Raw genomic sequence first — 25746 nt, 5'->3', positions numbered from 1 at the left:
TGAGATTGGGGTTTGGAAGGCAGGTGAGTCCGAGCTACAGCACGGCCCATCGAAAGATGGCCAAGGGTGCACACGGACCTCACCTGCCGATCCCAGAATAGCAGATTTCGCTAAGACAAGGATGCATTGAGGGACGAAGTGCATCAATGATCGCCGCGTTCTCCGGCGACACCCGAAACATGATGTCCTTTGCTACGCGTCCCTGCATCCTGTACGTCACGGGAGACGCAGGTTAAACGATTTTTCCATTAGAAATACTGACTCACAACACGGTTTTCACCGGTTGTCGGGGGCGCGATTATTTCGCAATCTTGCATAGATGCCCGGCTTGAAATTCCGGCGTTTCGGGCGTGACGGATTTGCGGGACCTGTCTCATGACACATGAATATCTGGTCGGACTGTTTGTGCTGGGGCTCAGCCTTGTCTGGACGCCGGGGCCGAACAACGCGTTGATGGCGGCCTCCGGCGCGCGCTTTGGGTATCGGCGCACGTTGCCGCATACCATGGGCGTCGCCATTGGTTTCCCGCTGATGTTCTTTCTGATTGCCTTGGGGCTTGGCGGCGTGTTTCGCAGCGTCCCACTGCTGCGTGAAGCGCTGCGCTATGGCGGCGCGCTCATTCTGTTGTGGATTGCCTACAAGATTGCGACCGCGCCCATGCCGCAGGCCGGAGATGAAACGCATGAACATCCCTGGACATTCTCGCGGGCCGTGGCGTTTCAGTGGATCAACCCGAAAGCCTGGGTCATGTCGATCAGCCTGTCCGGGCAGCTACCGGAAACGAAACCGTTCTGGATCGCCCCTCTGGCGGGTGCGCTGGTCTTTCTGATTGCGGGACTGACAAGCGCCAATGGCTGGACGGCCTTTGGCGCAGCCATTCACCGCTTCTTATCGACGCCGCTGCGTTTCCGCGCTTTCAATCTGGTGATGGCCGGGCTGATTGTGCTCACCGTCGCAGGGATTTTGCTGGCCGATCTCAGTGTCTGATCAGGCCGGTACGTTCCAGCCATACTGATTGCCGGACAGAAGCACGATATTGCCTTCCAGACCGTCAGATTTGATTGTGCGGATGGCCGCTTCCAGCGCACCGCTGGTGGCCTGACCAACCGTAAAGCCCTTGCTGAGAAGGTGTTCCTTCCAGAGCGGCAGGCCGGCGCTATAGCTGGTCTGAACTTCCCTGATGCTCGGGTCTGCCTTGATGGATTCGGCATAGAAAGACTTCACATAGCCTTCCTTCCAGGTGCCGACGAAACTGCCTGCGGCATCTTTCGCCTGGGTAACGGCATACATTTGCAGGCCATGCCCGATTGTGTCGACATGGGCTTTCATACCGGCGAGGTTCGCGCCGGAACCGAGATTGGTGAAGATCGCAGCGACATCGCCATCCAGCGTGTCGAGAATTTCCTTCGCCGTATTCTGATGTTCGTTCGCCGCAGCCTTGTTGTTCATCTGGTCGGTGAAAATGTATTTCTCCGGACAGTCTTCATACAGGCATTTGCAGTGTTCATGGCCCGCAGCATTGTTCGTGCCATGCAGGATGAGATTCGCGCCGACATAGTCGAAATAGAGCTTGTAGGTGTTCTCGATCGTCTCACGCGTGACGATATTCACCTTCATGCCCAGCACGGCGCCCCACATGGCGAGCGCAGAGGCATAGCTGCCGCTGGACGTGTCGATGAATTCCTTCTCCGGCGCCAGAATACCGCGCTCATTCAGATCGCGCAGAATGCCGATGACATGGCGATCTTTTAGCGAACCGGACGGGTTCTGGCCTTCCAGTTTCAGCCAGATGGTTGCGCCGTCGACATCTCCCCACTTTACCAGGGGCGTGTTTCCCACACGCGAAACCAACTGCTGGAACAGGGGGGATTCAAGTAACACGATACAAACTCCGAAGGCGCCCGACGAAATACTCTCGCAAATCAGCGATAAACTGATGAGAGAGGATCACAGGCATGCTGATTACACAGAGTGGTAAAGATGATCCAGCTCTGAAACACGATTTCGTGACCCTCCGCCACGTTAGGTGCCACGAAATCCGGAAAGTGTTGATGTGACAGGCGCATCCGTCTGATTGCTGTGCGCTCAACCTGCCTTTGCAACCGTCTCTGCGTCTTTCAGCATCGAACCGGTGTCGCTGAGTCGCGTATGCCAGCTCAGCGCGTCTTTCAGCATGTGCGGTGTATGTCCGCCAAGCTTCAGAGCGTCGCGATAATAGTCCATCAGCTGCTCGCGATAGGCCGGATGGCAGCAATTCGCAATGATCAGCGGTGCCCGCTCGCGCGGGGCCAGACCGCGCAGATCGGCAAGGCCAAACTCGGTGGCGACAATATCGACGTCATGTTCGGTGTGGTCGACATGGCTCACCATCGGCACAACGCTGGAAATGCGTCCATCCTTTGCCGTCGCCTTGGTGACGAAGACAGACAGATAGCCATTGCGCGCGAAATCTCCTGATCCGCCAATGCCGTTCATCATCTTCGTGCCGCTCACATGGGTGGAATTCACATTGCCATAAATGTCGAATTCCAGCGCCGTGTTAATGCAGATAATGCCAAGCCGTCGGACAACTTCCGGGTGGTTCGAGATTTCCTGCGGGCGCAGGATCAGGCGCGATTTGTAATTCACCAGATCCTTCAGAATGATGTGATACTTCTCTTCCGAAAGCGTGATCGAAGAGCCAGAGGCAAATTTCAGCTTGCCCGCATCGAACAGATCGAAGGTCGAGTCCTGCAGGACTTCGGAATACATGGTCAGGTCATGGAAGGGCGTATCGACCAGCCCGTGCAACACTGCATTCGCGATCGTACCAATCCCGGCCTGCAAAGGCTGCAGACGATGGGTCAGGCGGCCCTGTTTCACTTCATTCAGGAAGAAGCTCGCCAAATGCCCCGCAATGTCGCGCGTCTCATCATCGGGCGGCAGAATTGTGGAGGAGGAATCCAGCTTCTCGGTAAAGACGATGGCGGCGATCTTGTCCGGGTCAATCGGAATGAAAGGCAGGCCGACGCGGCTTTCCGGCGTCACCACCGGAATGGGCATGCGCGTCGGGCGGTGGGTCGGAATATAGATATCGTGCAGACCTTCCAGCGCATCTGGCTGGTTGAGGTTGATCTCCACAATCACCTTGTCCGCCAGAATGGCAAAGCTGGCCGAGTTGCCCACGGAGGTCGTCGGGACAATCCCGCCCTGTTCGGTGATCGCAACAGCTTCAATCACGGCAATATCGACCGGGCCGATCTGGCGTGTGCGCAGCATTTCCACGGTTTCGGAAAGGTGCTGATCGACGAACATCACCTCGCCATCATTGATGGCCTTGCGCAGCGCCGGGTCTGCCTGAAACGGCATACGGCGTGACAGGACGTGGGCTTCGGCCAGCGTCTTGTCGAGGTCATTTCCAAGAGAGGCGCCTGTGATGAGTGAAATTTTCAGAGGGTCTTTCCGGGCGCGTTCTGCGAGCGCCATAGGGACCGCCTTTGCTTCGCCGGCACGGGTGAACCCGCTCATGCCGACGGTCATGCCATCCTTGAACAACAGGGCGGCTTCTTCAGCCGAAACAACCTTGTTCATCAATCCGGGGTGACGCACGCGATCTGAAGACATGAAACCACTTTCCTTCTGGGCCGATAAAGCCGGCCATCATTCCAGTGTGCGTATCCGTCTCGTCACCCGGTTTGCCGGGCGGCATGTCTTTCTTCCCCGATGATTATCGTTTTGCCTTATCGAGTGGGGCTCGCGGCGCGTTCTGACAATTCGACCTAAGTCCCATGAACGCGTTCGCGCCTAGTTTTCAGGCGTATCTTTGATGGGCTTTTCTGTCTCGTCGCCGGGTTTTGGCTGGACCACGCCGAAGAGTTTCGCCATGGGCGAGACCGTCCACCCCTGCAGGATGAGGGAGGTGACCACGATCACAAACACCACATTGAAGAAGCCCACACTGAGTGGTCCTGGCGCGATGACGGGTAGGATGGCCAGAAAGATCGGCACAGCGCCGCGCAGGCCGACCCAGCTGACAAACAATTGCTCGCGCACTGTAAAGCCGAGCCAACTCAGGCAGGCAAACACCGCCATCGGGCGTGCGACAAAGATCAGGGCCAGCGAAATCACCGTCGCCTGCCACCAGACGGCAGGCAGGCTGGTGGGCGTCACCAACAGGCCGAGCATCAGGAAGAGCGCGATCTGGCAAAGCCATTGCATGGCTTCGGAGAATTCGATCACCCGTTCTGACACGCCAGCCTTCATTCGCTCACGCACAACAATCCCGCACAGATAGGCCGCCAGAAAGCCGCTTCCGCCAAGCAGCGCCGTCCCGGCATAAACCCCGATCGCCGCCGTCACAGCGAGCGCCGGATAGACGCCTTTGCTCAGATTGAGCCGGTTCAGCATCATGGAGAGCAGAATGCCGCCTGCAATGCCAAACACGCCGCCCAGACCAAACTGCAGGAGCAGCATGGGCAGAAATTCCAGAATCTGAGTGACATTCGGTTCGACATCCATGCCGACAAGCGAGGTCAGGACAATGGTGAGGAAAATCGCCATCGGGTCGTTAATCCCCGATTCCAGAACCAGCGTGCTTTCAAGCCGTGGCTTCAGGCCGATTTCATTCTGCCGGATCAGAAGAAAGGTCGCTGCAGCATCGGTTGACCCGACCACCGCGCCTAAAAGCAGCGCTTCGAACAGGCCAATCCCGAACACCCAGATTCCGACAAGCCCCACCAGGCAGGCGGTGATCAGAACGCCGACACTGGAGAGCAACAGCGCAGGCAGCTTGGCGCGGTCGAGATCACGCACACGCGTTTCCACACCGCCTGCAAACAGAATGATGGCGAGCGCCAGCCCGCCAACCGCATAGGCCAGGCCAAAGGAGTCGAAATTAATGCCGCCCGGTCCGTCTTCACCGGCCAGCATCCCAATGGCCAGCACCACCAGAAGAAAGGGGGCGCCAAGGCGGCGGGATACCGGGATCATGAGAAAGCCGACAATCGTCAGCAGACTGGCGAGCAGCAGAAACGTTTCCATCAGGGCCTTTGTGTCTTCGTCTGATCAGTAACCGTCAGGGCGACTAACGCCCGCAGATCAGTCGAGTTCTATTGCAATAAAGTCAGGTTGCGGCAGTTCGGTGACCTGACCAGCAGGTTCGCCCTCTGCAGCCGCATCGACCGGTGCAAACAATTGCGGGATGAGGTTGCGCACCTCATCGGACCCCATGTCCGCCGGCACCGCGCCTTTCAGCAACAGGCGAACGCCATAGTCTTCTTCCGGGGCGATCAGGGTAATGTTGTGAGATTCCACCAGCGTTGTCACGCGGCCCATCACCACATTGTATGCGGGCTGATCAAGCGGCTCGGCAAAGCCGAACTCAAGGGTGGCGGTGCGGGTGGCATCGACATCAGCAATGGCCATGCGCAGCTCGTCCAGCGCCTTCTCGAAATTCTCGATTTCCATGTCGACGGCGCGCGGCTGCTGGCTTGCCTTCAGCACTTTCAGATTGGCTTCCATATCGACAATGGCGTCGCGAATCTGGCCGCGTTCCTTTTCCAGCTTTTTCAGCTGTTTGGCTTCTGCTTTCAGAACATTGGCTTCGCTTGCGGCCAGCGCCTTCAGCCCATTCGTCAGCTTGTAGGACATGGTGTTCGCCCAGCCCGCGACCAGACGGCGTGTCTCGTCCGTCTTGCGATTGCCCTCGCCGGAGAGGATGCGACGTGCCGCATCGCGCAGGGTTTCGGCGCTCAGACGGGCGTGACCGATCAGAGCGGCGGTTTCTGACAGAGCTTCGTCAGACGGCGCGAGCGTTTCGGCTTCTGCGCCTGCGTCCTGCGTGGCGGCTGCCTCTTCGGGCGTGACCTCGTCGCTCCAGCCGGCAGGCGCGAGACTTGCGCTCAAAATCGCGGCGAAACAGACATTGCGAAGCGTGGACATTTGCATTCTCTTATCTCCCAGTCCAAACCAAACGCATAACAGCTTTCAATCCGCGCTTGGCGAGGTTTCACCTCAGTGATACATGGCGAAGATGATTGACCAAAGCCTTATCCGCAATTTCTCGATTGTTGCCCATATCGACCACGGCAAATCCACGCTGGCAGATCGTCTGATCCAGAAATGTGGCGGTCTGACAGACCGTGAGATGAAAGAACAAGTGCTCGATTCGATGGACATCGAGCGCGAGCGCGGCATTACCATCAAGGCGCAGACCGTGCGCCTGAACTATATCGCGCAGGATGGCCAGGAGTATGTCCTGAACCTCATGGACACGCCGGGACACGTCGACTTCTCCTATGAAGTCTCGCGCTGTCTGGCGGCCTGCGAAGGTTCGCTTCTGGTGGTTGATGCCTCTCAGGGTGTGGAAGCACAGACCCTCGCAAACGTGTATCAGGCGATTGATCAGGATCACGAAATCCTGCCTGTTCTGAACAAGATCGACCTGCCGGCCGCCGAGCCGGAGCGGATCAAGGCGCAGATCGAGGACATTATCGGCCTCGACACTGAAAACGCTGTCGAGATTTCAGCCAAGACCGGTCTTGGCATTGAAGACGTGCTCGAAGGCATTGTGAAATACCTGCCGGCACCTACGGGCGGCAATGCTGAAAAGCCGCTCAAGGCGGCGCTGGTGGACGCGTATTACGACCCGTATCTCGGCGTTGTTGTCATCGTCCGTATCCATGACGGCGTTCTGAAGAAGAAACAGAAAGTGCGCATGATGCGTACCGGCGCGACCTATGAGGTCGACAATGTCGGCGTTTTCGCACCGAAGGCGACCTATGTTGATGAGTTGGGACCCGGCGAAGTCGGCTTCCTCATCGCCTCCATCAAGGAAGTGGCAGACTGCGCCATTGGTGACACCATCACCTGGGAAAAGAACCAGACTGACAAGGCCCTGCCGGGCTATAAGGAAGTCCAGCCCGTGGTCTTCTGCGGTCTCTTCCCGGTCGACGCGGCAGACTTTGATGATCTGCGCGCGGCCATGGGCAAGCTCCGCCTGAACGATGCCAGCTTCACCTGGGAGATGGAAACATCTGCGGCGCTCGGTATGGGCTTCCGCTGCGGTTTCCTTGGGCTCTTGCACCTTGAAATCATTCAGGAACGTCTCAGCCGTGAGTTCGATCTCGACCTCATCGCGACAGCGCCAAGCGTGGTCTATCAGATGACCATGACCGACGGCGAGGAGATCGAGCTGCACAATCCGGCGGATATGCCGGAAGTCACGCGTGTGAAGGAAATCCGCGAGCCGTGGATTTCGGCGACCATCTACACGCCGGATGAATATCTCGGCTCCATCCTGAAACTCTGTCAGGACCGGCGCGGCATTCAGACCGAGCTCACCTATGTGGGCGGGCGCGCCATGATCAAATATGAGCTGCCGCTCAACGAGATCGTGTTCGACTTCTATGACCGCCTGAAATCCATCTCGCGCGGCTATGCGAGCTTCGATTATGAGATCACCGGCCACCGCGCCGAAAATCTCGTGAAGATGAACATTCTGGTCAATGATGAGCCGGTCGATGCGCTGGCCATGCTGGTTCACCGCGACCGCGCAGAGGGCCGGGGCCGTCAGATGTGCGAGCGTCTGAAAGACCTCATCCCGCGCCAGATGTTCAAAATCCCGATCCAGGCTGCGATTGGTGGCAAGGTCATTGCCCGCGAAACGCTCTCAGCGCTCCGCAAGGATGTGACGGCGAAATGCTATGGTGGTGACGCCAGCCGGAAGAAGAAACTGCTTGAAAAGCAGAAAGCCGGTAAGCAGCGCATGCGCCAGTTCGGCAAGGTGGAAATTCCGCAGGAAGCCTTCGTCGCCGCCCTCAAAATGGACGGGGATTAGGGGCCTAATTCCCGGCTTCAGTAACTCTCATGCTCAGGCCTGGATACCAGCCTTCGCTGGTGTCTCCGGCGTTCGAAGGAGAGCACCTAACGCTCAACCGCCGATCCCAGCGCACAATTTGGAGCCCTTGCCCCCGACGAGCAATGAAAGCGGGGATTCACGCCAGAGCATTGGCAAAGTTGATCCATGGAGGCATGTTACGCTCAGGTTGAAGAAAATCGATGAGAAGCGAATGTGATCCGGCTCGATAACGAACGCGCTCTGCTGTATCCCTCCATGCGGAGCGGCGAAAATCGCCTGTTGGTCATTGATCGTCAGCTGAATGAGGTTCCGGCCGATTTTGGTGGTCTGCGGGGCGAAATCGCACGGATCGCGGACAACACACTGGTCATGCTGCATGAGGACGGCTGTTCGGTGTTGGATGCGCGCGCGGGCGGCGCGATCAGAAAACTCTCCCTGATAGATGTGCCGCCGCCCGATTTCACTCCGGATGTTGCGTTTCTGAGAGCCCTAGTCGACACATGCTCCGGCACATATCTGAAACTCAATTTGTCATATGATCGTTTTGAGTTGGACGATCGGGGATATTCCGGGCCGACACAGGTCGCTCTGCTGCCGGATAAACGTCTTGCGATTGCGATCGCTCGAAACAGTCGATTTGCCGTATATGACTGGCGCTCGGATGAGCTGTCATATGTCCCGCTCGCCGGTCCGCGTGGGAACGGTGACCCGCAGGTCCGAGACGGGACGCTCTGGATGACAGCTTACGACATGTTTTGCCGAATTGATCCGGTAACGATGGAGACGCGCTGTTCGGATGTGCTTCAGCCGGCAGGAGTTTCCCGTGGCCGTCCCGTGCGCCAGTTTATCGGCGTTCCGGAATATGTGACGGGATCTGGTATGTGGCTGATCCCGAGACCTTACAATGGGGATGTGATTCTGGTCGATGGGGCGACGCTTCAGCCTAAATCGCTGTTAAAGACCGATGGGCGGCCTAACCGTGCCTGCGTCATGGACGACGGATTTCTTTTTATCTCGGATCATCCAACGAGTGAGGTCCGTGCGTTTCATATGGATCAGTTCGCGCCGTTTTTGTAAGTGGTGTCTCCGAGCGATAGGCGTGCCGAATGCATTTCTTCACGCTTTGCGACCCACTAAGAAAAATTTAACGGCGCCTAAAAAGGCTCACAGTAAGGCACATCGAAAGGCTGTTCTGATAAGCGCACGCCTCTGGATATGTTTATTAAATTATCGAAACTCGATCAGTCGTCTGGTTCGTCCAGATTCATGATCTTGCGCGCATTTCGAATAGCCTTGTCTTCCGGTAAAGACTTTGACTGCGGAATGGCATGCGAGGTCTTTAGCTCATCATCTTCCATGTATTCTATGAAGACCCACTGAGTGTCGGCATCTTCCAACACATATGCATCGCTGAAAGTTCTTTGCATATTCTCGACTAAATTGTTTTTTAATAATTAAAAACTTAAGGGGGTTTTCTGGGTGTGTCCATGAAAAAGTCTTCTCAACCATTCTTGAATGACTGTGGTTTGGGAGATGCGTCCGCAATCAATCAAATTCTAACGTTCAGAGCGCTGAATGGCTCGGGCATGTGTTCCAGCCCCCCGCTCCCCTACTCAAAGAACCTGGCGCACATTTTCCGGGTCTCGGCATTGGACGGACAGGTGTTCAGCGTTTCCTGGAAGGTGCAGCCGAGCCGGTCGCCGATCATGCAGAGCTCGCCTGAGAGATTTCTCGCTTCACGATAGTCTCCGGCCTGCGCCAGTGCATAGATTCGGTGCTGTTTCTGGCTCGGCTTGCAGTAATCTTCTTCCTCGGATTTGAAGCAGAGCTGCGCGTTCAGCCATTCCCATTCGCCGGGATCGGCCGGTCCGCCCTGACCTTCGCTCAGCATGTCGGCAAGTGTGCGGCAGGAATCCACCAGCGCGCCCTGATAACAGGCCTGCTCATAGAATTTACGCGCAGACACATAGTCCGGCGCCGCCATGCCAGCGCCGCGATAGGCGGCTGTGCCCGCATTGTTGCAGGCCTGGATGTCGGGATTTTCCTTGCGAAGACAAAGCGGCCCCAGAAGTTCAATCGCGCGCTTGCCATCCTTCTTCCCGGCCTTGCCGGAAATCAGCCAGGAGCCGGCATTATAACAGCCATTATCGCTGCCATGTTCGCAGGCCTGGCTCATCAGCTCGAAGGCGCGGGACGGATTGGGTGTCTGGCTATAGCGGCCCTTGTTATAGATATCGCCAAGTCTGAAACAGGCATTGGCGTGCTCGCGACCGCAGGCAATGCCATACAGCGATTTCAGATATTCGAACGTCGCCTGATCGTTGGCGTCTTCTGTGCGGTCCTGTTCCAGCATCAATCCGCCATCGTAGCAGGCAGGTGTGTTTCCAAGCAGGCAACCATCGGCGTAGAGCTCCATGGCTTTGAGAAGGTCTTTTTCATGGCCCTTCCCATTGCGATAGCCCCAGGCGGCATAACGGCATCCGGCACCGAGATCGCCGCGACAGGCTTTTTCAAAGGCCGCGTTTGCGCGCTTATCGTCTTTCATGCCCGTCAGAAATTCATTGCGATAGGCATTGCCAACCTGCTCACAGGCGAGCGGGAGTCCTTCATCGCAGAGCCGGGAGAACAGATCGAACGCGGCATGGCGGTCTTTTGGTGCCCCATTCCCATTCGCCAGGTTGAACGCAAAGCTGAGGCATCCGCGCGGATGGCCAGCCTCACAGGACGTTTTAACCCAGTCATGCCCGAGCGCGACATTTTCTTCGAAAGGGGCATAACCGCGCCGGATCGCATAGCCGAGCAGGAATTGCGCGGTGGAATTGCCCGCTTCGGCTTCGCGGCGCAGCGTTTCCGCAAGACCGGCCTCAAGCACGCGGTTTGTCAGATCTTTGGTGTACGTCGTGTTCAGCTCGATTTCGCTGAAGGTCACCTGAAAGGTCGATGTTGAATCGGTGCCCGACGGGAGATTGCTGCTGTCTGCTTCATCGCAGGCTTCGCCGCGGCGCTCAGCCAGCGGGGCAAAAGCGGAGTCCGGATAGCTCTCGGCAAAGGCGCGATAGTCGCAGGGATCCTCCAGGCTGTTATAAACAAGTGCAATCGGATCATCTGTCTGCGCCAGTGCAGACGTCGTCCAGAACAGTCCAAAGCAAAGATATAAAAACAGGCGCTGCATATCCGTTCCCCCTTCATTTCATTTATTTCTGCAAAATCAGGGGGGATTTGACAAGTTCAGCCTGTTACCATGGCAACGGGCCCTCCGTCATGGCAGACGGGCCGACCAGTTCCGGGCGCTGGTCATAACCAAGTTCGCTCAGCTGTCTGGAGGTGCGATCCACCAGCTCGGCAAAGGTCACGCTGCCCGGTTTGCTACGCCGCAGGAGATTGACCAGCGAATAGGTAAAGGCGCCATAGCTCGTTGCGCCATGGACATATTCAAACGCGTATTCGCTTTCCTGACAGGCGGACAGTATGACGGGCAGATAAGGGCCGGTGGCGATCTCGGCCTGTTCGTCCCGGATGGCGACATATTTCTGGTCGGTAATGCCGCGAAGGCTGGCGGCGCGGCCGAGCCGTTCGCAGGCGGCGGACTGGCCGAGCATTTGTTTTTCCCATTCCGAGTTGGTCGCAAAGGCAGGCGTGATGCGCTCGAAACTGCGCGGCACCCACATTTGCGTTTCCTTGTCCCATTTCAGCTGGCGGTGGCGAATGTCATCGGGCGGCGAAATCCCTTTCGGCGCACCGCCGGATCGCGACATGCCGCCGGAATTGCAGGCATCAAAGATCATCACAAAGCGCGTATCGTAAGACAGCTGCGCATAAAGCTCGGCAAGCTGGCGGTCCAGAATGGCCCGGCCTTCATCCCAGTCGAAATCATAAGGGACGAGTGCTTCGACAAACCGGTCAGGCTCTCCGCTCGCGCCGTATTCCGGGTAACGCGTGCCGTGCGAGCTGCAATAGAACAAAAGCTCATCGCCGGGGGCGGCCTCGGCCAGCAGCCAGGCAAGCCGTTCCAGAATGCCCTCCGTCGTGGCCCGGTCATTCAGGCAGACGCGAATGTCCTGCGGCGCAAAGCCGATCTCCTGCAGAACGGCGCTCATCTCATAGACATCGTTCACACAGCCTTCCAGCGTAGGAATGGCAGGCGAGGCATAGTCATTAATGCCAACCAGCAGGGCTTTGCGTTGTGGCGGGCGCTGCCGTTCGGTCGACAGAAAACTGCGCACACCCGGCAGGCCGGCAATCTCCACGCCCGCATCCTCGACAATCTCCGGCCAGAGCAGGCTGCGCGTGACGTCGTGATTGAAATAGCCTTTCGAGCTGTGCGGGGTCATATCCGCTGCTTTCTCAAAAGGCGTGTGCAGTTGCACGAAATTGCGGGCCGAGGGCAGGGAGATCGGCGCGGTGAAGACTTTGTCGTGCTGGTTGAAGAGGTGATACCATTTCTCGACATTGAGCCGCGCAATCCGGCCATTGGTGAGGTTCTTCTTCACGAACGGATTGTTGAGCTGTGAGCCGAACGTCACATAGCGCATCTGCGCAAGCACCTCATCCAGACCATCTTCCATGGCGTCCGGATGGGCCAGCGCGTTATAGGTGATCAGTGAGCCGAGCGAGTGGCCGAGCAGCACATCGGGCTTGTAGTCTGCAATATGGTTGAGAATGAATTTCCGCGTGCGGGCCTTGAAGTCTTCATCGGCCACCCAGGCGACGACATAGCCTGCGCTATAGCGAATGTCCTCGGCAAGATCATCGAACCAGTCCCACAGCCCGCGTCGCCGGAAAGGCCAGACCTGTGACAGGCCCGACCAGCCAAGCTTGACCAGCGCCTCCCCCACTTCGCCGATCGAAATATGGGTGTCCTCGAACAAATGGTCATAACCGGCAAACCGGAAGTCCAGCTCAACACCGTTCAAATGGGAAAACGCGCTTTCCAGCTCGGCTTTCCAATGATCCTGCCAGATCGTTCCCGGATGCCCACCCAGCCCGTGAACACACATGATCTTCAAAGTCTGATCGCTCATCACCGCCCCCCAAGGCCCTCAATGACGGGCGTCATCTTAACATGTTTGGCGGGCAATCAGAAGTGGTAAATTTGTGTTAACGGCTGGGTTTCGTAAGTCAGGACAGGCGAAAACGCGTGGCGGGCTGTCTTCCGTGCGCAAATTCCCATTGACTCCTCCCGCGTCAGCTTTGATTTCAATATAGTGAACTACACATAATAATCGGGGAGGTTTCATGGAGCCGTATTTCGAACTCAGGGGCGACAAGGTCATTGCCAGTCCGCACACGGCGGGGCCCTGGGATCCTGGCATGCAGCATGGCGGCGCGCCGACGGGTCTGATCACGCATATCGCTGAGAACCTGCCGTCAGATGCCCCGATGATGCTCACCCGGCTGACCGTCGATATGAAGCGTCCCATTCCGCTCGGTGAACTGACGGTGCGCACCGATATCACCCGGCAGGGACGCAATATTCAGGCGGCAGACATCACCCTGATCGCCAATGACAAGGAAGTCTGCCGCGCGGCCATTCTGAAGGTTCGCGAAGCCGAGTTCGACATGCCGGAAAGTGTGCGCCCACCGCCTGCAGATTTTCCCGCCAGCGAGGTTCAGCATGAAGTGCGCCGCTTCAGGGGGTTTAATGATGGTGTGACGATTTATGAGGCCAGCTCCGCGCCTGCCCATATGCGACGCGCGGCCTGGTTTCACATTGCCCGGCCATGGCTTGGCGATTATCCGACCACACCCTCCATGCGCGCAGCGGCCACGGGGGACTATTGCAACGGCTTTGGCTCGGGCCTCGATTTCGAGAAATGGACCTTCATCAATGCCGATCTGACCATTGATTTTGCGCGCAAGCCCGTCGGCGAAAAGATCATGCTGGCGGCAAATGCCTGGATCGGTCCGGAAGGGCGGGGCATTTCCTATGGCGAGCTGGCCGATGAGCAGGGCTTTTTCGGCCGGGCGACGCAATGTCTGGTGATTGATCAGCGCAAATAGATACAGGCATGGCGCCGCAGGATATGCGGCGCCATGGTGTTACTGCTCAGCCTCCAGCGATTCGATCTCTTCGGTGAGCTTGCGCGCAGCCGACTGGTTCAGCTTCCAGATCCCGACATCAATCGCGACGACGATGAGAAGACCAATCGCCAGCGTGCCAAGCTTTGCAGCCCATGGTGCCGGGTTATCGGCTGAAAACGTCACGCCAAACATGAAGACCAGCATGCCCGGAATGAAGGGGGCCAGATACCATCGCCACACCGTGGAAAGCGCATCACGCTGACGGCGCAGCTCTGTCAGGTGAAAATCTGCAAGGCTCATCGCTGTCTCATGGGCGCCAAGCGCTTGCGCGCTGGCCTGTTTGTGGAGTTGCCAGACCACATACAGCGTACCCAGCACGATCAGAACGCAGCCCGCCCGCACGATGGGTTCAGGGATCAGCACGGCGATGGCGGCAAAGACCAGGGCAACAAGGCCGCCTGTGATATATTCGGTGATATTGCGCCGGCGCACTGTCGACTGGAATTTGTCCGCGCGAGTGTGAATCTCATCAAGTGTCATGTGAAAATCCTTTGTGTCCTGTGATTTCCAGAGTTCCTGGAGGTGTTTGTCTTCAGGCATGGTCATCCTCCCTGAATGCGTGCTGCAGTCGGTCCTTCAGCCGCGAAATCCGCGTTGAAACCGCACCGGGTGTCAGCCCGGAAATCTCTGCAATTGTCTGGGTGTCGAGGTCTTCCAGATACAAGGTCATGATCTGGCGCTCCTCCGGTTTCAGGCCGCGGATCCAGGCATGCAGCTTTGCCAGCGCATCGGATCGTTCCTGCGCGCTTTGCAAATCCTCACCGCCGGGCATATCGGCCAGTGCGTCGTCGGAAACCTGTCGGCTGTGATGACGCTTTTCCCGTGCCACATGGCTCGCCGCCACATTGTGCGCCACCCGATAGACCCAGGTGCGCAGGCTGCATCGCCCATCAAACCGGGCAAGGCTTCGCCACAGCGCCACATGCATATCCTGCAACAGGTCATGGCGCCGGGCAGGATTGGCCTCCATGGTGATGGCCAGCCGTTCCAGGCTCGCACCATATTCGGTGCTTGCCTCCAGATAGCGTGCGTCCTGATCGTTTCCCTTGGTCATGATCAGATAGTCTGACCAGCTGCGGGTTTCTTACAAGAATTCTGAAAATATTTTGGCCGGAATGTCCGGGGCCGGGCGTTTCCTGACCTGTGGGGCAGGACTTGTCGGGGGATTGGCCGGATATGACATTGCAGGTTTACGCGCAGGCATCAACGGCGCGCTCGCTTGGCCGTATGAGCATGGTCTTTGCCGCTTTTCTGGCCGGGTTGTTCTTACTCGCCGCCGTCATTCTCATCGCAAATGGCTCGCCCATGTGGATTCTAGTGGTTATGCTTGCGCCACTGGCTGTCCTGGCGGTCAGCTCTGTGGTGCGGAACGCAAAACGCAGTCGGCATATCGCCGCAATGACGGGACCTGTCCTGACCATCAGCTCCAGGGGTGTGATAGATCATACGACCACGCCGCAAACCTCGCTCAGCTGGGAGGCGTTGCGCCTGATCAAGCTACGCAACAATCGCGGCGCCGTGATTGTGTTTTTTCGTCCGAAACACATGTCTCTGACATCACGCCTGTTCAGCCTGGTTGGCTTTGGCGCACATGCCTTTCCGGCGGCCATGCTGAAAACGCCGGTCAAGCAGATCTGGGGCGCATTGCAACAACACGCCCCACCAGACCTTCTGAAAACCAGCCATATCCATCAACTCTATTGAGGGCTGAGGCTAGCTTCCGTCTGTTTCCGACCGAACGTCAGGTCCGGGCAATTCCGTGTCGAGCGTCTGAACGATCGCTTCCATTATGGACCGCGCCGTCTCATAGCTTTCATCTGACGTGTCATATTCAAATATCAGATCAGCGAATTTGCTGGTGCTGCGCCACTGATAACGATCCTGTCGAAGTCCGGCTTGTGTTACCTTGAAGCGTTGTGACAGATCGCCCGGCGTGAAATCGGTCTCCCGTACCCAGGAAGGGATATGCCATTGCGCCCGGGCGGGGCGTATCGGGTCGAGCGCATCATCCCGATAGGTGACCATGACATCGATATTGTCACACTGCGCGACGACCTGCCGACCTATCGCGACAAGCTCGTCCTCTGCTCCCTCATCCGGGCTTTGCCGTTTCAGCTCCGGATTGGCTGTCGACTGCAGGATCTCACACCCGAAATCGGTCAGCACCGGATCGACCACAGGGGGCAGTGTTTCGATCACCGCAATAGCGTCGGCTGACACAGCATTGCGTTTTGCTTGTGCGATGGATGCTTCAATCAGGGTGTCTTCATCTTCCATGCTCGCGAGCTTTTGGTCCGCTTCAGCTTGCGTGAACACGCCTTCTGCGACCGCTGCGTTCAGCGCGTCCTGAAGGCGGTCTTTCTGCATTTTCATTCCCACATGGGCGCGTTCGCGCAACGCCTCTTCCTTGGCTTTCGTCCAGACGCTATCGGCTTCCTGTTCGGCCAGCCTGTCCTCGATGGTCTTCATCTCATCGACGACGGGTGGTGCATCTGGGTTGGAGTCGATCAGATAGCGCTCATGGGCGGTTTTACGCGATGCGACACGCCGACAAAGATTGTCGTCGAGCGTGGCCACCGCTTCGTCTGATAGTCCGTCGCAGGCTTGTTCGATGCGCCGGTACCATTCCTCCTGTGCGGCATCCAGATAATCTGCATAACCTGTCAGATATCCTTCAGGGGGATCGTATGTTGCGCGGCTCGGGGGTGAAAAGAGCACCTCACGTAATGCTTCATCGCTGAGCTCTGAAACAGCGATTGTGAGATCCGGCAAGGTCTCTGTCTGACGCTTCTCTGCCGTGGCCTCTCGGAAATACATACTGCCCGATTCCGTCCTTAAGACCGTCGTGCCGTCCGGTGTTTCCACTGCTTTTCGAGACAGCGCCGAGAGTGTTTCAAGTTTTGCGACCTCGGCGTCAGAGCGCGCGGCTTTCTCCTGTGCCAGAGCCTGACCCGTGGGCAGTAACGCGCCAGCCAGCGCCATGGCTGAGCACACATGTATCTTGGATATTCGGACGGAAGACATAATGACCCTTTCAGATGTTCCGGGCGAAGACTCGGAACGCCACAAATCAAAAAATACTGAAATAACAATCTGTAGTTAGGTTTGCAGCATCTCTATGTTGCGTCTCTTCGTCAAGATTAAATGCAATTAAGTTGCAAGAGCATTTCAAACGAAAGATGGATCGGAACAGGGCAGGCTATGCTGGAGCGCCATTCCCGCGTCGTTTTCACGCTCGGGGCAGATGGCTGCGCGCGCCCCCGAACAATCTTATCCCACATATCCGAACTGCCCTCATACTGGCGGCATGTCAGATACGGATGCGTTCACGATTGCGCGGATCATCGCGCCGCAGGTTGAGCAGGCAGAGGCCAGCTCACCGGCGACGCATCGCGCGCGACTCTCCCGTCTTCTGGACGGTGCGCTGGGCTTTCTGGACGTAAATCTCATACCGAATGCGCCGGAAACCTATCATCAGCCATGGACGACGCTTTATGCGATCCATGCCCGCCGCCTCAGAGCGCAAATTCGACGGATCGAGCATGGTTTGCGTTGTTTCATTCTCTTTCTGGCAACCGAGCTTTTAAAGAGCGGGGCGTTTCGCGCGCAGGCGTCAAGCCAGCCCACACCGGCAACTCGCGCCCTTCCTGAACGGCGTCCCTACGACCCGCTGGTCCTGACGGAAGCTGACAAGCCAGCCGCGCGGAGCAGTTTTACGCCTTTGCCGGTCCCATCCGGGCCTGCGCGCGGCAGGTCGGCCAGTCGACATGCCTGGCAGCCACTCGACTGGGCCGAAATCGATGCGGGAACCCTGATCAAACGCCTGCAGGCGCTTCCCGGCGCCTTTGCCAGGGCGGAGGCGCATGCCGAACGGCTGGCCCAGCGTCTCTACCGCTCGGAATTCTGTCTCAGCTCAGATGAAGCTGAGGGCCCCCTCATTCGATGTCTTGATGGCCCGTTTGCGGCGCATCAGGCGAGGCGTCCTTTTCCGCCTTTCTTTATGAAGCTGGAAAACTGGTATCCGCCCCCTGACCTCCTCGACAACATTCCTGATGAGGACCGCATCGCCCTCACAGAGCTCCACCTTGCCGGGTGCTGGGCCCTTTCGGGCTGCGCGGAATTCTGAGTGGCGGCCTGCACGGGTTAAGGAACCGCATTTACGTTAGGGCATTGTTATGCACAATGAGAGAGGATGTCATTGAAGTGTCACGGTATTGACACTCTGGATTGAAATCGTATCTATTCATCCCCGAGGACGGAGCGGCACGAGCCGGCGGATTTGGGGGAAGAGATGCTGGCACAGCAAAAAGATGATCGCGACGTTATGTTAGAGGATAAGACAGACTGCCCCGAAAGTCTGATAGGCTTTGAGAAGTCCGCGCGATTTGCTGCCGAGCGCGCAACCGAACTGGCCGAAAAATTTCCTGACGAATGGGTCGGTATTTATGATGGCACCATCTATCACAATGGCGATCTGGACACCTTGTTTGGTGAACTTGAGGCCAGCGATATTCCGATCAGTCAGGTTGATGTTCGCTTTGTTCCGAAAGACGTACCAGCGCCGACATACTAGATGCTCTACGGGTTTTTTCGGCGCGGGCGTGCAGGCTATCTGTATGACCCGCCCTGTCTGGCAGGCAAGGTTGAGATCACTCTGAATGCTGGCGAACCACCCCTTTCGGGATGTGTGACCTTCCTCGTGGATACAGGTGCGCAACACACTATACTGAACCCGGTTGATGCCCGTCGTCTCGGCTGGACTTTTTCATCTGACGTTCCGAACGTTCTCGTCCAGGGAATTGCGGGTGAAGCGCTCGCTCAGGAAGTTGAAGCCAGTGTTTTCTTTGCCGATCCTGACGAGGCTGTTCTGAGAGGATTTTCTGTATCCTTGCTGATTTTGCCATATGAAGAGCGCCTGCTTAAAAGACCGTCCGTCATCGGGCGCGATCTCCTGCATTTCTGGGATATGAGCCACGGCCCCTATCAGGGTGTCCTGGAATTCGAGCCTGTCTGGAAGGGCGAGGTGCGGGCTTACGAGGCTGTTATTGAAGACCGTCACCCGCGCTGAACGCGTCGAATTCTGAAAATCATTCATTGCCGCTCGTGAAATCCTCGTGTGGAGCGCCAGCAAACATCGTCCTTTCAATACCTTAGAATGCACCTTCTGGCATGTGTAAGCGCATGTCGATTCCGAATTGACAAACTTACACATGTTATGTAGATTAACCATGAAGATTGGGAAAAGGAGGGTAGTGACATGACGAAGATCATTTATCGCGGCTTTGATGTTCCGGCGGATACATCAGCAGACTCCAAAGAGACGCGCGAACGCACTTATCGCGGTGTTCGCTATGTCCCGACCGATCGAAAATATGTGTGTGGCAAGTCAGGCCATACCCGCCAGATCTATCGCGGCGTTGTCGCCGCATAGATACACCCAACCTCGAGACCGGCTTCGTGCCGGTCTTTTTTTGCCTGACCGGGATCAAAAAAAGCGCGAAGCTCCCGCCACGTCACGGATAGCCGACCTTCGCGCGCTCGCTTACCCTTTGCACAATAACAATCAGAGGGAGGCAAATATGGCGGGTGAAAAACTCTTTCAGCCCTGTGAACTTGGCGGGCTGAAGCTCCAGAACCGCATTGCGCTGTCACCGACCACGCGGGCGCGTGCGACGCCGGATGGTTATGCCGGTGACCTGCAAAGGGATTTCTACACGCAGCGCGCCAGCGCAGGCATCCTGATCACCGAGGCAACGGCCGTGGTGCCCGGCGGTCGCGGCGGACCGTTTCTTCCAGGGCTCTGGGAAGATGCGCAGATTGATGGCTGGAAACAGGTCAATGACTCCGTTCATGAAAAGGGCGCGAAGATCTTCTGTCAGCTCTGGCATGCGGGGCGTCTCAGTCATTCATCGCTCAGCGCTGATGGGAAGAGAGCCCCTGTGGCCCCATCGGAATTTCTGCAGCCAGGCAAGATCTTTACCGAGCAGGGCCCGCAGGATTACGAGCTTGCGCATGCGCTCACCATTGATGAGATCGCAGAGATTGTCTCGGCCTATCGCGACGCCGCGCGTCGGGCGAAGGAAGCAGACTTTGATGGTGTGGAGCTTCATGCCGCGCATAGCTATCTGGTCAGTGCCTTTCTCAATGACATGACGAACAAGCGCGATGATGACTATGGCGGATCGATCGAGAACCGCTGTCGCTTTCTGAAAGAGGTGCTCGGCGCCTTGCTCGATGTCTGGGAACCGGAGCGGGTGATGATCCGTATTGCCCCGCTCGGCCATGCCTACAATACATGGGATACCAATCCCGAACCGCTCTTTACACGCGTGGTCGACATTCTGAATGAGCTGAAGATTGGCTGGCTGGATCTTGTGGAGGGCGATACCGGTGTCACGCGCAAGCCTGAGCCTTATTTCGATTTATCGAAGCTCGCGCGGCAATTCCATGGGCCGGTCATCCTCAACAATCTCTACACACGTGAGATGGCCATCGAGGCGATGGAGCAGGGGGCAGGTGACATGGTGGCCTTTGGCCGCGCCTTTATCGGCAATCCCGATCTGGTCGCACGGCTCGAAGCGGATGCGCCAATCATCGATGCCGATCAGCGCGCCTATTATTCCGGAGGTGCCCGCGGTTATACGGATTTCCCGACGCTGGCCGAAAGCTAGACAGCGGTATCCGGCTTGCCGCTGAAATGGCTCTCCAGCCATTTGTCCATAACTGTGCAGGCGGTCAGGTCACCGGTGACGTTGACCGCCGTGCGGCACATATCGAGAATACGGTCCACGCCGAGCAGGATGGCAACGCCCTCTCCGGGAATGCCGAGGCTTTGCAGAATGGTCGCCAGGATCACAATGCCGACGCCGGGCGTTGAGGGGCTGCCAATCGAGGCGCCGACCACTGTGAAGATCAGAATGGAAAGCTCTGCCGGTGCCAGGTGCACGCCGTAAAGCTGTGCGATGAACAAAGCTGCTACGACCTGATAGAGAGCGGTGCCGTCCATGTTCACAGTCGCGCCCAGCGGAATGATGAACCGGACAATGGGTGGAGACACCCGCAGCCGATCCTCGGCGATCCGCATGGAAAGCGGCATGGTGGCCGCAGAGCTCGATGTCGAGAAAGCCAGCAACTGGGCATCCATCACCTGGCTGGCAAAGCGGAACGGATTACGCCGTCCCAGCACGGTGACGATCAGCAGATACATGAGCAACAGAATGACAAGGCCCAGTATGACGGTCAGAATATAGGCGGACAGGCCAACCAGTGCGCTAAGGCCAACGCGGAGAACGAAGTCCAGGATCAGACCGAATACCGCAAATGGGGCAAGGCGCATGGCCCAGCCGACGATCTTCAGAGAGACGTCCTGAATGGTCTGAAGCAGTTTTAACGCGGGCTCAGCCTTTTCTCGCGGCATGGCGACGAGTGCCACGCCGGCGAACAGGGCGGCCACTACGATCTGTAGCATATTGCCTGACAGCGCTGCCGACAGCAGGTTTGAGGGGATCAGGTCTGCAATCTGGCTCGATGCGGACGCCGAGGACACGGCCTCCATGTCTGCGGGATTGATCGGGGCTGTTTCGCCGGACAGGTCGAGTGTGCTCGTGTCGATGAACTGGCCGGGCTGGATGATGGTTGCAACCAGCGCGCCGATCAGCACAGCAATGGTCGAGGTAACGACGAAATAGGGGACAATCCGCGTCGCGGCCCGTTTCAGAAACTCTGGATCACTGCTCGATGTAATGCCGAGGATGATCGAAGAGGTCACCAGCGCGATCACAACCATCTGGATCATGTTGAGAAAGAGCTGCCCTGGCAGGCGGCTCCATTCGCCCAGCGTGTCGGCGCTGTCTTCGGGTATCGCGAGCAGGCTCTCTGAAGATGGTGAAAGCAGAATTCCGATCAGGACAGCGAGCACCATGGCGAGCAGGATCTGTGCCCAGAGATGGGTCTGGATCAGCCCTCGAATGTCACCAACCTTCAGTCCATTTGCCATCGAACCGCCCCAAACCGGACATGGTAACGCCCGCTATATCCGGATGATATTCTTAGGATGGTTGTTGCTTTGCGCAAGTTCGAAACAGGATGATGGCCAAGAGTTATCGGAACGATTTGGTTTTCATGGAGTTGGCTAATGCAACTGGTGGGCGTCGCACACGAATTAATTGGAGACCAGAATGACTATTGCCACCAACAAGACCCTCGCATCCTTGTTTGCCGAAGCCAAAAGCCATGAGCACTCGCTCGGTCGCGCTGTAAATACTGCGCACCCGGTTGAGCGTGAAGTATTTGGCGAACTGCTCACCGAGACCCGCGATATGGTGTATCACCTCGAACATGCGCTGGAGCTACGCAACATGCATCCAGAGCAGATCGATTTCAAACGCCGCACGGATACGATTACACCGCACAAGCTGATTGCTGAGCGTGAAGCCATTCGTGACACACTTGGTCAGGCTCTGTCTGAGTACACCACCAAGTCGTCGGTACGCGAGGTTCTGAAGACTCAGTACTCGCGTCTCTCCGGTGATGGTCAGGACAAGCTTGAGATTCTCTGTGCAGCGATCCTGAGCGACCAGTAATGTGGTTGCGGGGCTATTGGACACCATAGTGCCACCGTCTCAGACGGTGGCATTTTTCATGATCTGAGATCCTTTGCGCCTCTCATGCGCCAGCCGATAAAGGACAGGATCAGAACACCGAGCGAGAAGCCAAGTGCGAGCACGGCATTGCCCATCCAGCCGCCAAAGTCGTAAGCCGCCGTTCCGGCCCAGCTTGCAATGCCCGCGCCAGTGAACATCAGAACAATGAAGACGGTCATCAGCCGCGTCCGGATTTCCGGCGCTTCACTGAGAAAGGTCATCCGACCGGCCACATCAATCGCCGGGCCTGACATATTCATGATCAGGATCGGTATGATGAGCAGCCACAGGCTATGGCCAAGAAAGCCGAGCAGACACACACCGGCAAACTGCAGGATGGACAGCAGAAAGCGGGCCTTGCGCGCGCCGACCCGGTCAGCCCACCGGCCCAGCACAGGCGTGATTGCCAGATTGAGAATGGTCAGCAGGGCCAGATAGCCCACCACATCGACGCCATATCCCATCTCCGGGCTGGTCAGGTGCAGGCCAAGCCCCATCCAGACCGACAGGAACACCCCGAAGCTCATGCCCTGAAGGCTGCCTGACAGCAGGATTTCCGGATGCTGGCGGATGATCGGAAAGATGGAGAGGATCAAGGACAGATAGCTCTGCTTTGGTGTATCGGGGCGCGGCGCCTGTGGTCCCTCCATGATCATCAGGAGCAGCACAGAGACGATGGCCATCAGCCCGGCGGCAATGACATAGACGGCCCGCCAGCCGAGAAACTCGCCGACAATGCCCGCGCCTGCCCGAGCGACCAGCACGCCAAAGATGATACCGGCCGTCAGAATGGCTGTGGCATGCCCGAGCCGGTTTACCGGGATCCGTTTAGAGACATAGGCTGGCAGAATATAAGGCGCGATGGTGAAGAAGCCGAGCAGGGTTGAACCAACCACAAACAGGGCGAACCCTTGCGCCATCGCCATCATGACCAGCGCGCCGACCTGAGCGAACACGAAGATCAGACACAGTTTGCGATTGCTGAACCGATCGCCTAGCGGCAACAGCAGAAAGATGCCAATCGCCAGAGCAAGCTGATTGAAGGCTGGCACCATGCCAATCATCGCATGGCTCACCTCAAAGTAATCAGCGACCAGCGCAATGATGGGGTGGATGTAATATGCGTTCGCCGTCACCACTGCGCTTGCCAGAGCAAACAGCAGAAGTGTGCGTTCGGTCATATGGTGACCCGACGGGTCAGATGGCCCGGAAATCGTCTTGTCGCTTGAGTCTGAAATCTCACCGCCCTCCCGTTTTTGTATATGTCACTATACCGATGAGGACTGTGCGGCCATGAAAGAAATTCAACACCGCCTGAAAGGTGCGATACTGGTCTATGAGAGATGCGGTGATCCGGAGGCCGGGGTGCAGCCTCCGGATCGCCAGTCGTTTAACGCGGCGCCATGCGGATCGCGCCGTCGAGACGGAAATTGTGTCCGTTGAGATAGGTGTTGCGCGCAATTTCAAGCGCGAGAGACCCGAACTCTGGCGGGTTACCGAGGCGTTTCGGGAATGGAACAGACGCAGCAAGGCTGTCGAGCACGGGCTGCGGCGCACCCAGCATGAGCGGTGTCGCAAAAATGCCAGGCATGATGGAGTTCACACGAATGCCGATATCCATCAGGTCGCGTGCCATTGGCAGAACCAGGCCGTTCACGCCCGCCTTACAGGAGCCATAGACCACCTGACCAATCTGAGCGTCCTGAGCAGCGACAGATGCGGTCAGCGTGATCGCACCGCGTTCGCCGTCTTCCATTTCCGGTGCATTCGCCATGCCGAGGGCTGAGTGAGATGCAATGCGGTAGGATGAGGTCAGAATGCCTTCTGCGCCAAAGGCGTAGTCTTCGGTCGGCAGGCGCTTGAAGCCGTTTGTCGCCTTGTCAAAACGCAGCGTCTTGCCGCCTTTTGCTGTCATCGCGCAATGCACGCAAACGCGTTCCTGACCGTTCGCCGCGCGGGCTTTTTCAAAACCGGCAATCACGGAGTCTTCGTCCATGATGTTCACTTTACAGAACACACCGCCGAGTTCCTTGGCGACGGCTTCGCCCTGTTCTTCATTGATGTCGAAAATGGCAACCGGTGCACCCGCCGCCGCAAAGGCTTCAGCTGTGGCGCGGCCGAGGCCGGATGCGCCGCCCGTAACAACCAATGGCGTATCTTTTGAAATCTTCATGTCTTCCTCCCTTTGAGACGACCCATTTTGCGCAGGCGAACATCCCCGTCAAACCCTGTCGCAGCGGCAGGATCATGACGCAACGTCACAGATAGAGGAAGTCTCGGAAGTCCGTTAAGCTGGGTCAAAACGAGAAAAAAGAGGGAGAGAGACATGGCCGATACAAGCCACCCGGTAGCGTATGAAGAACTTCTGTTTGAGGTCGAAGATCATATCGCCACCATCACATTGAATGCGCCGGAGCGCATGAACACGATTTCCGGTCCCATGCTGGACGGGCTGAGTGAATTGCTGGTCAAGGCCGATGCCGACCCAGACATCCGCGTCATCATTCTGACCGGCGCAGGCAAGGCGTTCTGCGCGGGGCTGAACCTTCAGGCCGCGACCAGCGGCGAGGGCGGCGTTTCTGCGGGCTCTGCCGGTGTGACCCAGGCCAGTATTGATCTGCGCAACACCCCGCCAACCATTCTCTTCAACATGGACACGCCGACCATCTGCGCCATTAATGGCGGTGCGGCAGGCTATGGCATGGATACGGCCATGGGCTGCGATATCCGTGTGATGTCAGACAAGGCCAAGCTTGCTGCCGCCTTCACCAAGCGCGGCGTCGTGCCGGAATCCGGCGGCACCTGGTTCCTGCCGCGTCTTCTGGGATGGGAAAAGGCCGCTCAGCTGATCTTTACCGGGCGCACGCTGAATGCGCAGGAAAGTCTTGATTATGGATTGGTGGCCCAAATCGTACCGCATGACGATCTGATGAGCGAAGCGCGCCGCCTGGCAACCGAGATTGCCTCAAATGCGCCGCTGGCGGTCCAGAGTGCCAAGCGCATGATGCGCATGGGTTTGTCAGAACCGTTCAACGAGCATGTGCATCACGTTTATCTCCAGCTGCTTCCCTTGCTGAAGTCAGAAGATGCGCGCGAGGGCATGATGGCATTTCTGGAGCGTCGCGACCCGGTCTTCAAAGGTCGCTGACGCGGCCTGTTGCGGCTGACGAATCAAACTGGACAGAC

25 protein-coding genes are annotated in these 25746 nt (G+C 57.4%); 12 read left to right on the top strand and 13 right to left on the bottom strand.

Features of this window, described 5'->3' with window-relative positions; genetic code table 11:
• Positions 1 to 375: 375 nt before the first annotated feature.
• Positions 376 to 987 (top strand): LysE family translocator, encoded by a 612-nt coding sequence (locus ACFQDM_RS06705; protein ID WP_377377102.1) that lies wholly within the window; start codon positions 376 to 378, stop codon positions 985 to 987.
• Here ACFQDM_RS06705 and ACFQDM_RS06700 read toward each other — a convergent pair whose 3' ends face one another.
• The 4 genes from ACFQDM_RS06700 to ACFQDM_RS06685 all read right to left on the bottom strand — a co-directional run bounded on the left by ACFQDM_RS06700 (position 988) and on the right by ACFQDM_RS06685 (position 5925).
• A complete protein-coding gene (locus tag ACFQDM_RS06700; protein ID WP_377377100.1) occupies positions 988 to 1881 on the bottom strand; it encodes a pyridoxal-phosphate dependent enzyme in 894 nt (297 codons plus the stop codon).
• 204 nt (positions 1882 to 2085) lie between these two features.
• Positions 2086 to 3603, bottom strand: a complete 1518-nt coding sequence (locus ACFQDM_RS06695) for an acetyl-CoA hydrolase/transferase family protein (RefSeq protein WP_377377098.1) — start codon at positions 3601 to 3603, stop codon at positions 2086 to 2088.
• Between the two features lie 180 nt (positions 3604 to 3783).
• Positions 3784 to 5019 (bottom strand): potassium/proton antiporter, encoded by a 1236-nt coding sequence (locus tag ACFQDM_RS06690; protein ID WP_377377096.1) that lies wholly within the window; start codon positions 5017 to 5019, stop codon positions 3784 to 3786.
• 57 nt (positions 5020 to 5076) lie between these two features.
• Positions 5077 to 5925, bottom strand: coding sequence for a hypothetical protein (locus ACFQDM_RS06685; protein ID WP_377377094.1), 849 nt, complete (start codon positions 5923 to 5925; stop codon positions 5077 to 5079).
• Positions 5926 to 6010: 85 nt separating this feature from the next.
• Here ACFQDM_RS06685 and lepA point away from each other — a divergent pair, with 85 nt between their 5' ends.
• Together lepA and ACFQDM_RS06675 are read left to right on the top strand one after the other, a co-directional pair.
• Positions 6011 to 7816 carry a translation elongation factor 4 gene (gene lepA / locus ACFQDM_RS06680; RefSeq protein WP_377377133.1) on the top strand — a complete coding sequence of 602 codons (1806 nt, stop codon included), beginning with the start codon at positions 6011 to 6013 and terminating at the stop codon, positions 7814 to 7816.
• 276 nt (positions 7817 to 8092) lie between these two features.
• A complete protein-coding gene (locus tag ACFQDM_RS06675) occupies positions 8093 to 8914 on the top strand; it encodes a hypothetical protein (RefSeq protein WP_377377092.1) in 822 nt (273 codons plus the stop codon).
• A gap of 164 nt (positions 8915 to 9078) precedes the next feature.
• On the opposite strand, the gene ACFQDM_RS06670 is transcribed toward ACFQDM_RS06675, so the two are convergent.
• The 3 genes from ACFQDM_RS06670 to ACFQDM_RS06660 form a co-directional block, all read right to left on the bottom strand.
• Positions 9079 to 9264, bottom strand: a complete 186-nt coding sequence (locus ACFQDM_RS06670) for a hypothetical protein (protein ID WP_377377089.1) — start codon at positions 9262 to 9264, stop codon at positions 9079 to 9081.
• A 182-nt stretch (positions 9265 to 9446) separates the two neighbouring features.
• Positions 9447 to 11009, bottom strand: a complete 1563-nt coding sequence (locus tag ACFQDM_RS06665; RefSeq protein WP_377377087.1) for a tetratricopeptide repeat protein — start codon at positions 11007 to 11009, stop codon at positions 9447 to 9449.
• 64 nt (positions 11010 to 11073) lie between these two features.
• Positions 11074 to 12858 (bottom strand): caspase family protein, encoded by a 1785-nt coding sequence (locus ACFQDM_RS06660; RefSeq protein ID WP_377377086.1) that lies wholly within the window; start codon positions 12856 to 12858, stop codon positions 11074 to 11076.
• Between the two features lie 214 nt (positions 12859 to 13072).
• Between ACFQDM_RS06660 and ACFQDM_RS06655 the strand changes: the two genes are divergently transcribed.
• The gene (locus tag ACFQDM_RS06655; protein WP_377377084.1) at positions 13073 to 13837 is read left to right on the top strand and encodes a thioesterase family protein; all 765 of its coding nucleotides are present in this window, start codon (positions 13073 to 13075) and stop codon (positions 13835 to 13837) included.
• Positions 13838 to 13876: 39 nt separating this feature from the next.
• On the opposite strand, the gene ACFQDM_RS06650 is transcribed toward ACFQDM_RS06655, so the two are convergent.
• Together ACFQDM_RS06650 and ACFQDM_RS06645 are read right to left on the bottom strand one after the other, a co-directional pair.
• The gene (locus ACFQDM_RS06650; RefSeq protein WP_377377082.1) at positions 13877 to 14458 is read right to left on the bottom strand and encodes a hypothetical protein; all 582 of its coding nucleotides are present in this window, start codon (positions 14456 to 14458) and stop codon (positions 13877 to 13879) included.
• Positions 14451 to 14972, bottom strand: a complete 522-nt coding sequence (locus ACFQDM_RS06645; RefSeq protein WP_377377080.1) for an RNA polymerase sigma factor — start codon at positions 14970 to 14972, stop codon at positions 14451 to 14453. Before ACFQDM_RS06645 ends, ACFQDM_RS06650 begins: the two co-directional genes overlap by 8 nt.
• Positions 14973 to 15094: 122 nt before the next feature.
• On the opposite strand from ACFQDM_RS06645, the gene ACFQDM_RS06640 reads away from it, so the two are divergent.
• Positions 15095 to 15622: a hypothetical protein gene (locus ACFQDM_RS06640; RefSeq protein WP_377377078.1), complete on the top strand. Its 528-nt coding sequence runs from the start codon at positions 15095 to 15097 to the stop codon at positions 15620 to 15622.
• A 9-nt stretch (positions 15623 to 15631) separates the two neighbouring features.
• On the opposite strand, the gene ACFQDM_RS06635 is transcribed toward ACFQDM_RS06640, so the two are convergent.
• Positions 15632 to 16900 carry a hypothetical protein gene (locus ACFQDM_RS06635; RefSeq protein ID WP_377377077.1) on the bottom strand — a complete coding sequence of 423 codons (1269 nt, stop codon included), beginning with the start codon at positions 16898 to 16900 and terminating at the stop codon, positions 15632 to 15634.
• A 262-nt stretch (positions 16901 to 17162) separates the two neighbouring features.
• Here ACFQDM_RS06635 and ACFQDM_RS06630 point away from each other — a divergent pair, with 262 nt between their 5' ends.
• From ACFQDM_RS06630 to ACFQDM_RS06610, 5 genes are all read left to right on the top strand, one after another.
• Positions 17163 to 18044: a hypothetical protein gene (locus ACFQDM_RS06630; protein WP_377377075.1), complete on the top strand. Its 882-nt coding sequence runs from the start codon at positions 17163 to 17165 to the stop codon at positions 18042 to 18044.
• 165 nt (positions 18045 to 18209) lie between these two features.
• Entirely contained in the window at positions 18210 to 18491 is a 282-nt protein-coding gene (locus tag ACFQDM_RS06625) for a hypothetical protein (protein ID WP_377377074.1), read from the top strand.
• Positions 18492 to 18986 carry a retropepsin-like aspartic protease gene (locus ACFQDM_RS06620; RefSeq protein WP_377377072.1) on the top strand — a complete coding sequence of 165 codons (495 nt, stop codon included), beginning with the start codon at positions 18492 to 18494 and terminating at the stop codon, positions 18984 to 18986.
• 189 nt (positions 18987 to 19175) lie between these two features.
• Positions 19176 to 19349 carry a hypothetical protein gene (locus tag ACFQDM_RS06615; protein WP_377377068.1) on the top strand — a complete coding sequence of 58 codons (174 nt, stop codon included), beginning with the start codon at positions 19176 to 19178 and terminating at the stop codon, positions 19347 to 19349.
• 148 nt (positions 19350 to 19497) lie between these two features.
• On the top strand, positions 19498 to 20589 hold the full coding sequence (locus ACFQDM_RS06610) for an alkene reductase (RefSeq protein WP_377377066.1): 1092 nt from the start codon (positions 19498 to 19500) through the stop codon (positions 20587 to 20589).
• Here the strand turns inward: ACFQDM_RS06610 and ACFQDM_RS06605 are convergent.
• Complete coding sequence (locus tag ACFQDM_RS06605; protein ID WP_377377063.1) at positions 20586 to 21914, bottom strand: dicarboxylate/amino acid:cation symporter; 1329 nt, start codon at positions 21912 to 21914, stop codon at positions 20586 to 20588. The two genes, ACFQDM_RS06610 and ACFQDM_RS06605, sit on opposite strands and share 4 nt — an antisense overlap.
• Positions 21915 to 22095: 181 nt before the next feature.
• Here ACFQDM_RS06605 and ACFQDM_RS06600 point away from each other — a divergent pair, with 181 nt between their 5' ends.
• Positions 22096 to 22500, top strand: a complete 405-nt coding sequence (locus tag ACFQDM_RS06600; protein ID WP_377377062.1) for a hypothetical protein — start codon at positions 22096 to 22098, stop codon at positions 22498 to 22500.
• 56 nt (positions 22501 to 22556) lie between these two features.
• Here the strand turns inward: ACFQDM_RS06600 and ACFQDM_RS06595 are convergent, their stop codons facing one another.
• Positions 22557 to 23741: an MFS transporter gene (locus tag ACFQDM_RS06595; RefSeq protein WP_377377061.1), complete on the bottom strand. Its 1185-nt coding sequence runs from the start codon at positions 23739 to 23741 to the stop codon at positions 22557 to 22559.
• Between the two features lie 209 nt (positions 23742 to 23950).
• Positions 23951 to 24733, bottom strand: coding sequence for an SDR family oxidoreductase (locus ACFQDM_RS06590; RefSeq protein ID WP_377377059.1), 783 nt, complete (start codon positions 24731 to 24733; stop codon positions 23951 to 23953).
• A gap of 153 nt (positions 24734 to 24886) precedes the next feature.
• Here ACFQDM_RS06590 and ACFQDM_RS06585 point away from each other — a divergent pair, with 153 nt between their 5' ends.
• Positions 24887 to 25708 (top strand): enoyl-CoA hydratase/isomerase family protein, encoded by an 822-nt coding sequence (locus ACFQDM_RS06585; RefSeq protein ID WP_377377057.1) that lies wholly within the window; start codon positions 24887 to 24889, stop codon positions 25706 to 25708.
• Positions 25709 to 25746 lie beyond the last annotated feature (38 nt).

The organism is Ponticaulis profundi, from assembly GCF_042659465.1.
Taxonomy (GTDB): domain Bacteria; phylum Pseudomonadota; class Alphaproteobacteria; order Caulobacterales; family Hyphomonadaceae; genus Ponticaulis; species Ponticaulis profundi.
This window is presented reverse-complemented; position numbering and strand designations above follow the sequence as displayed.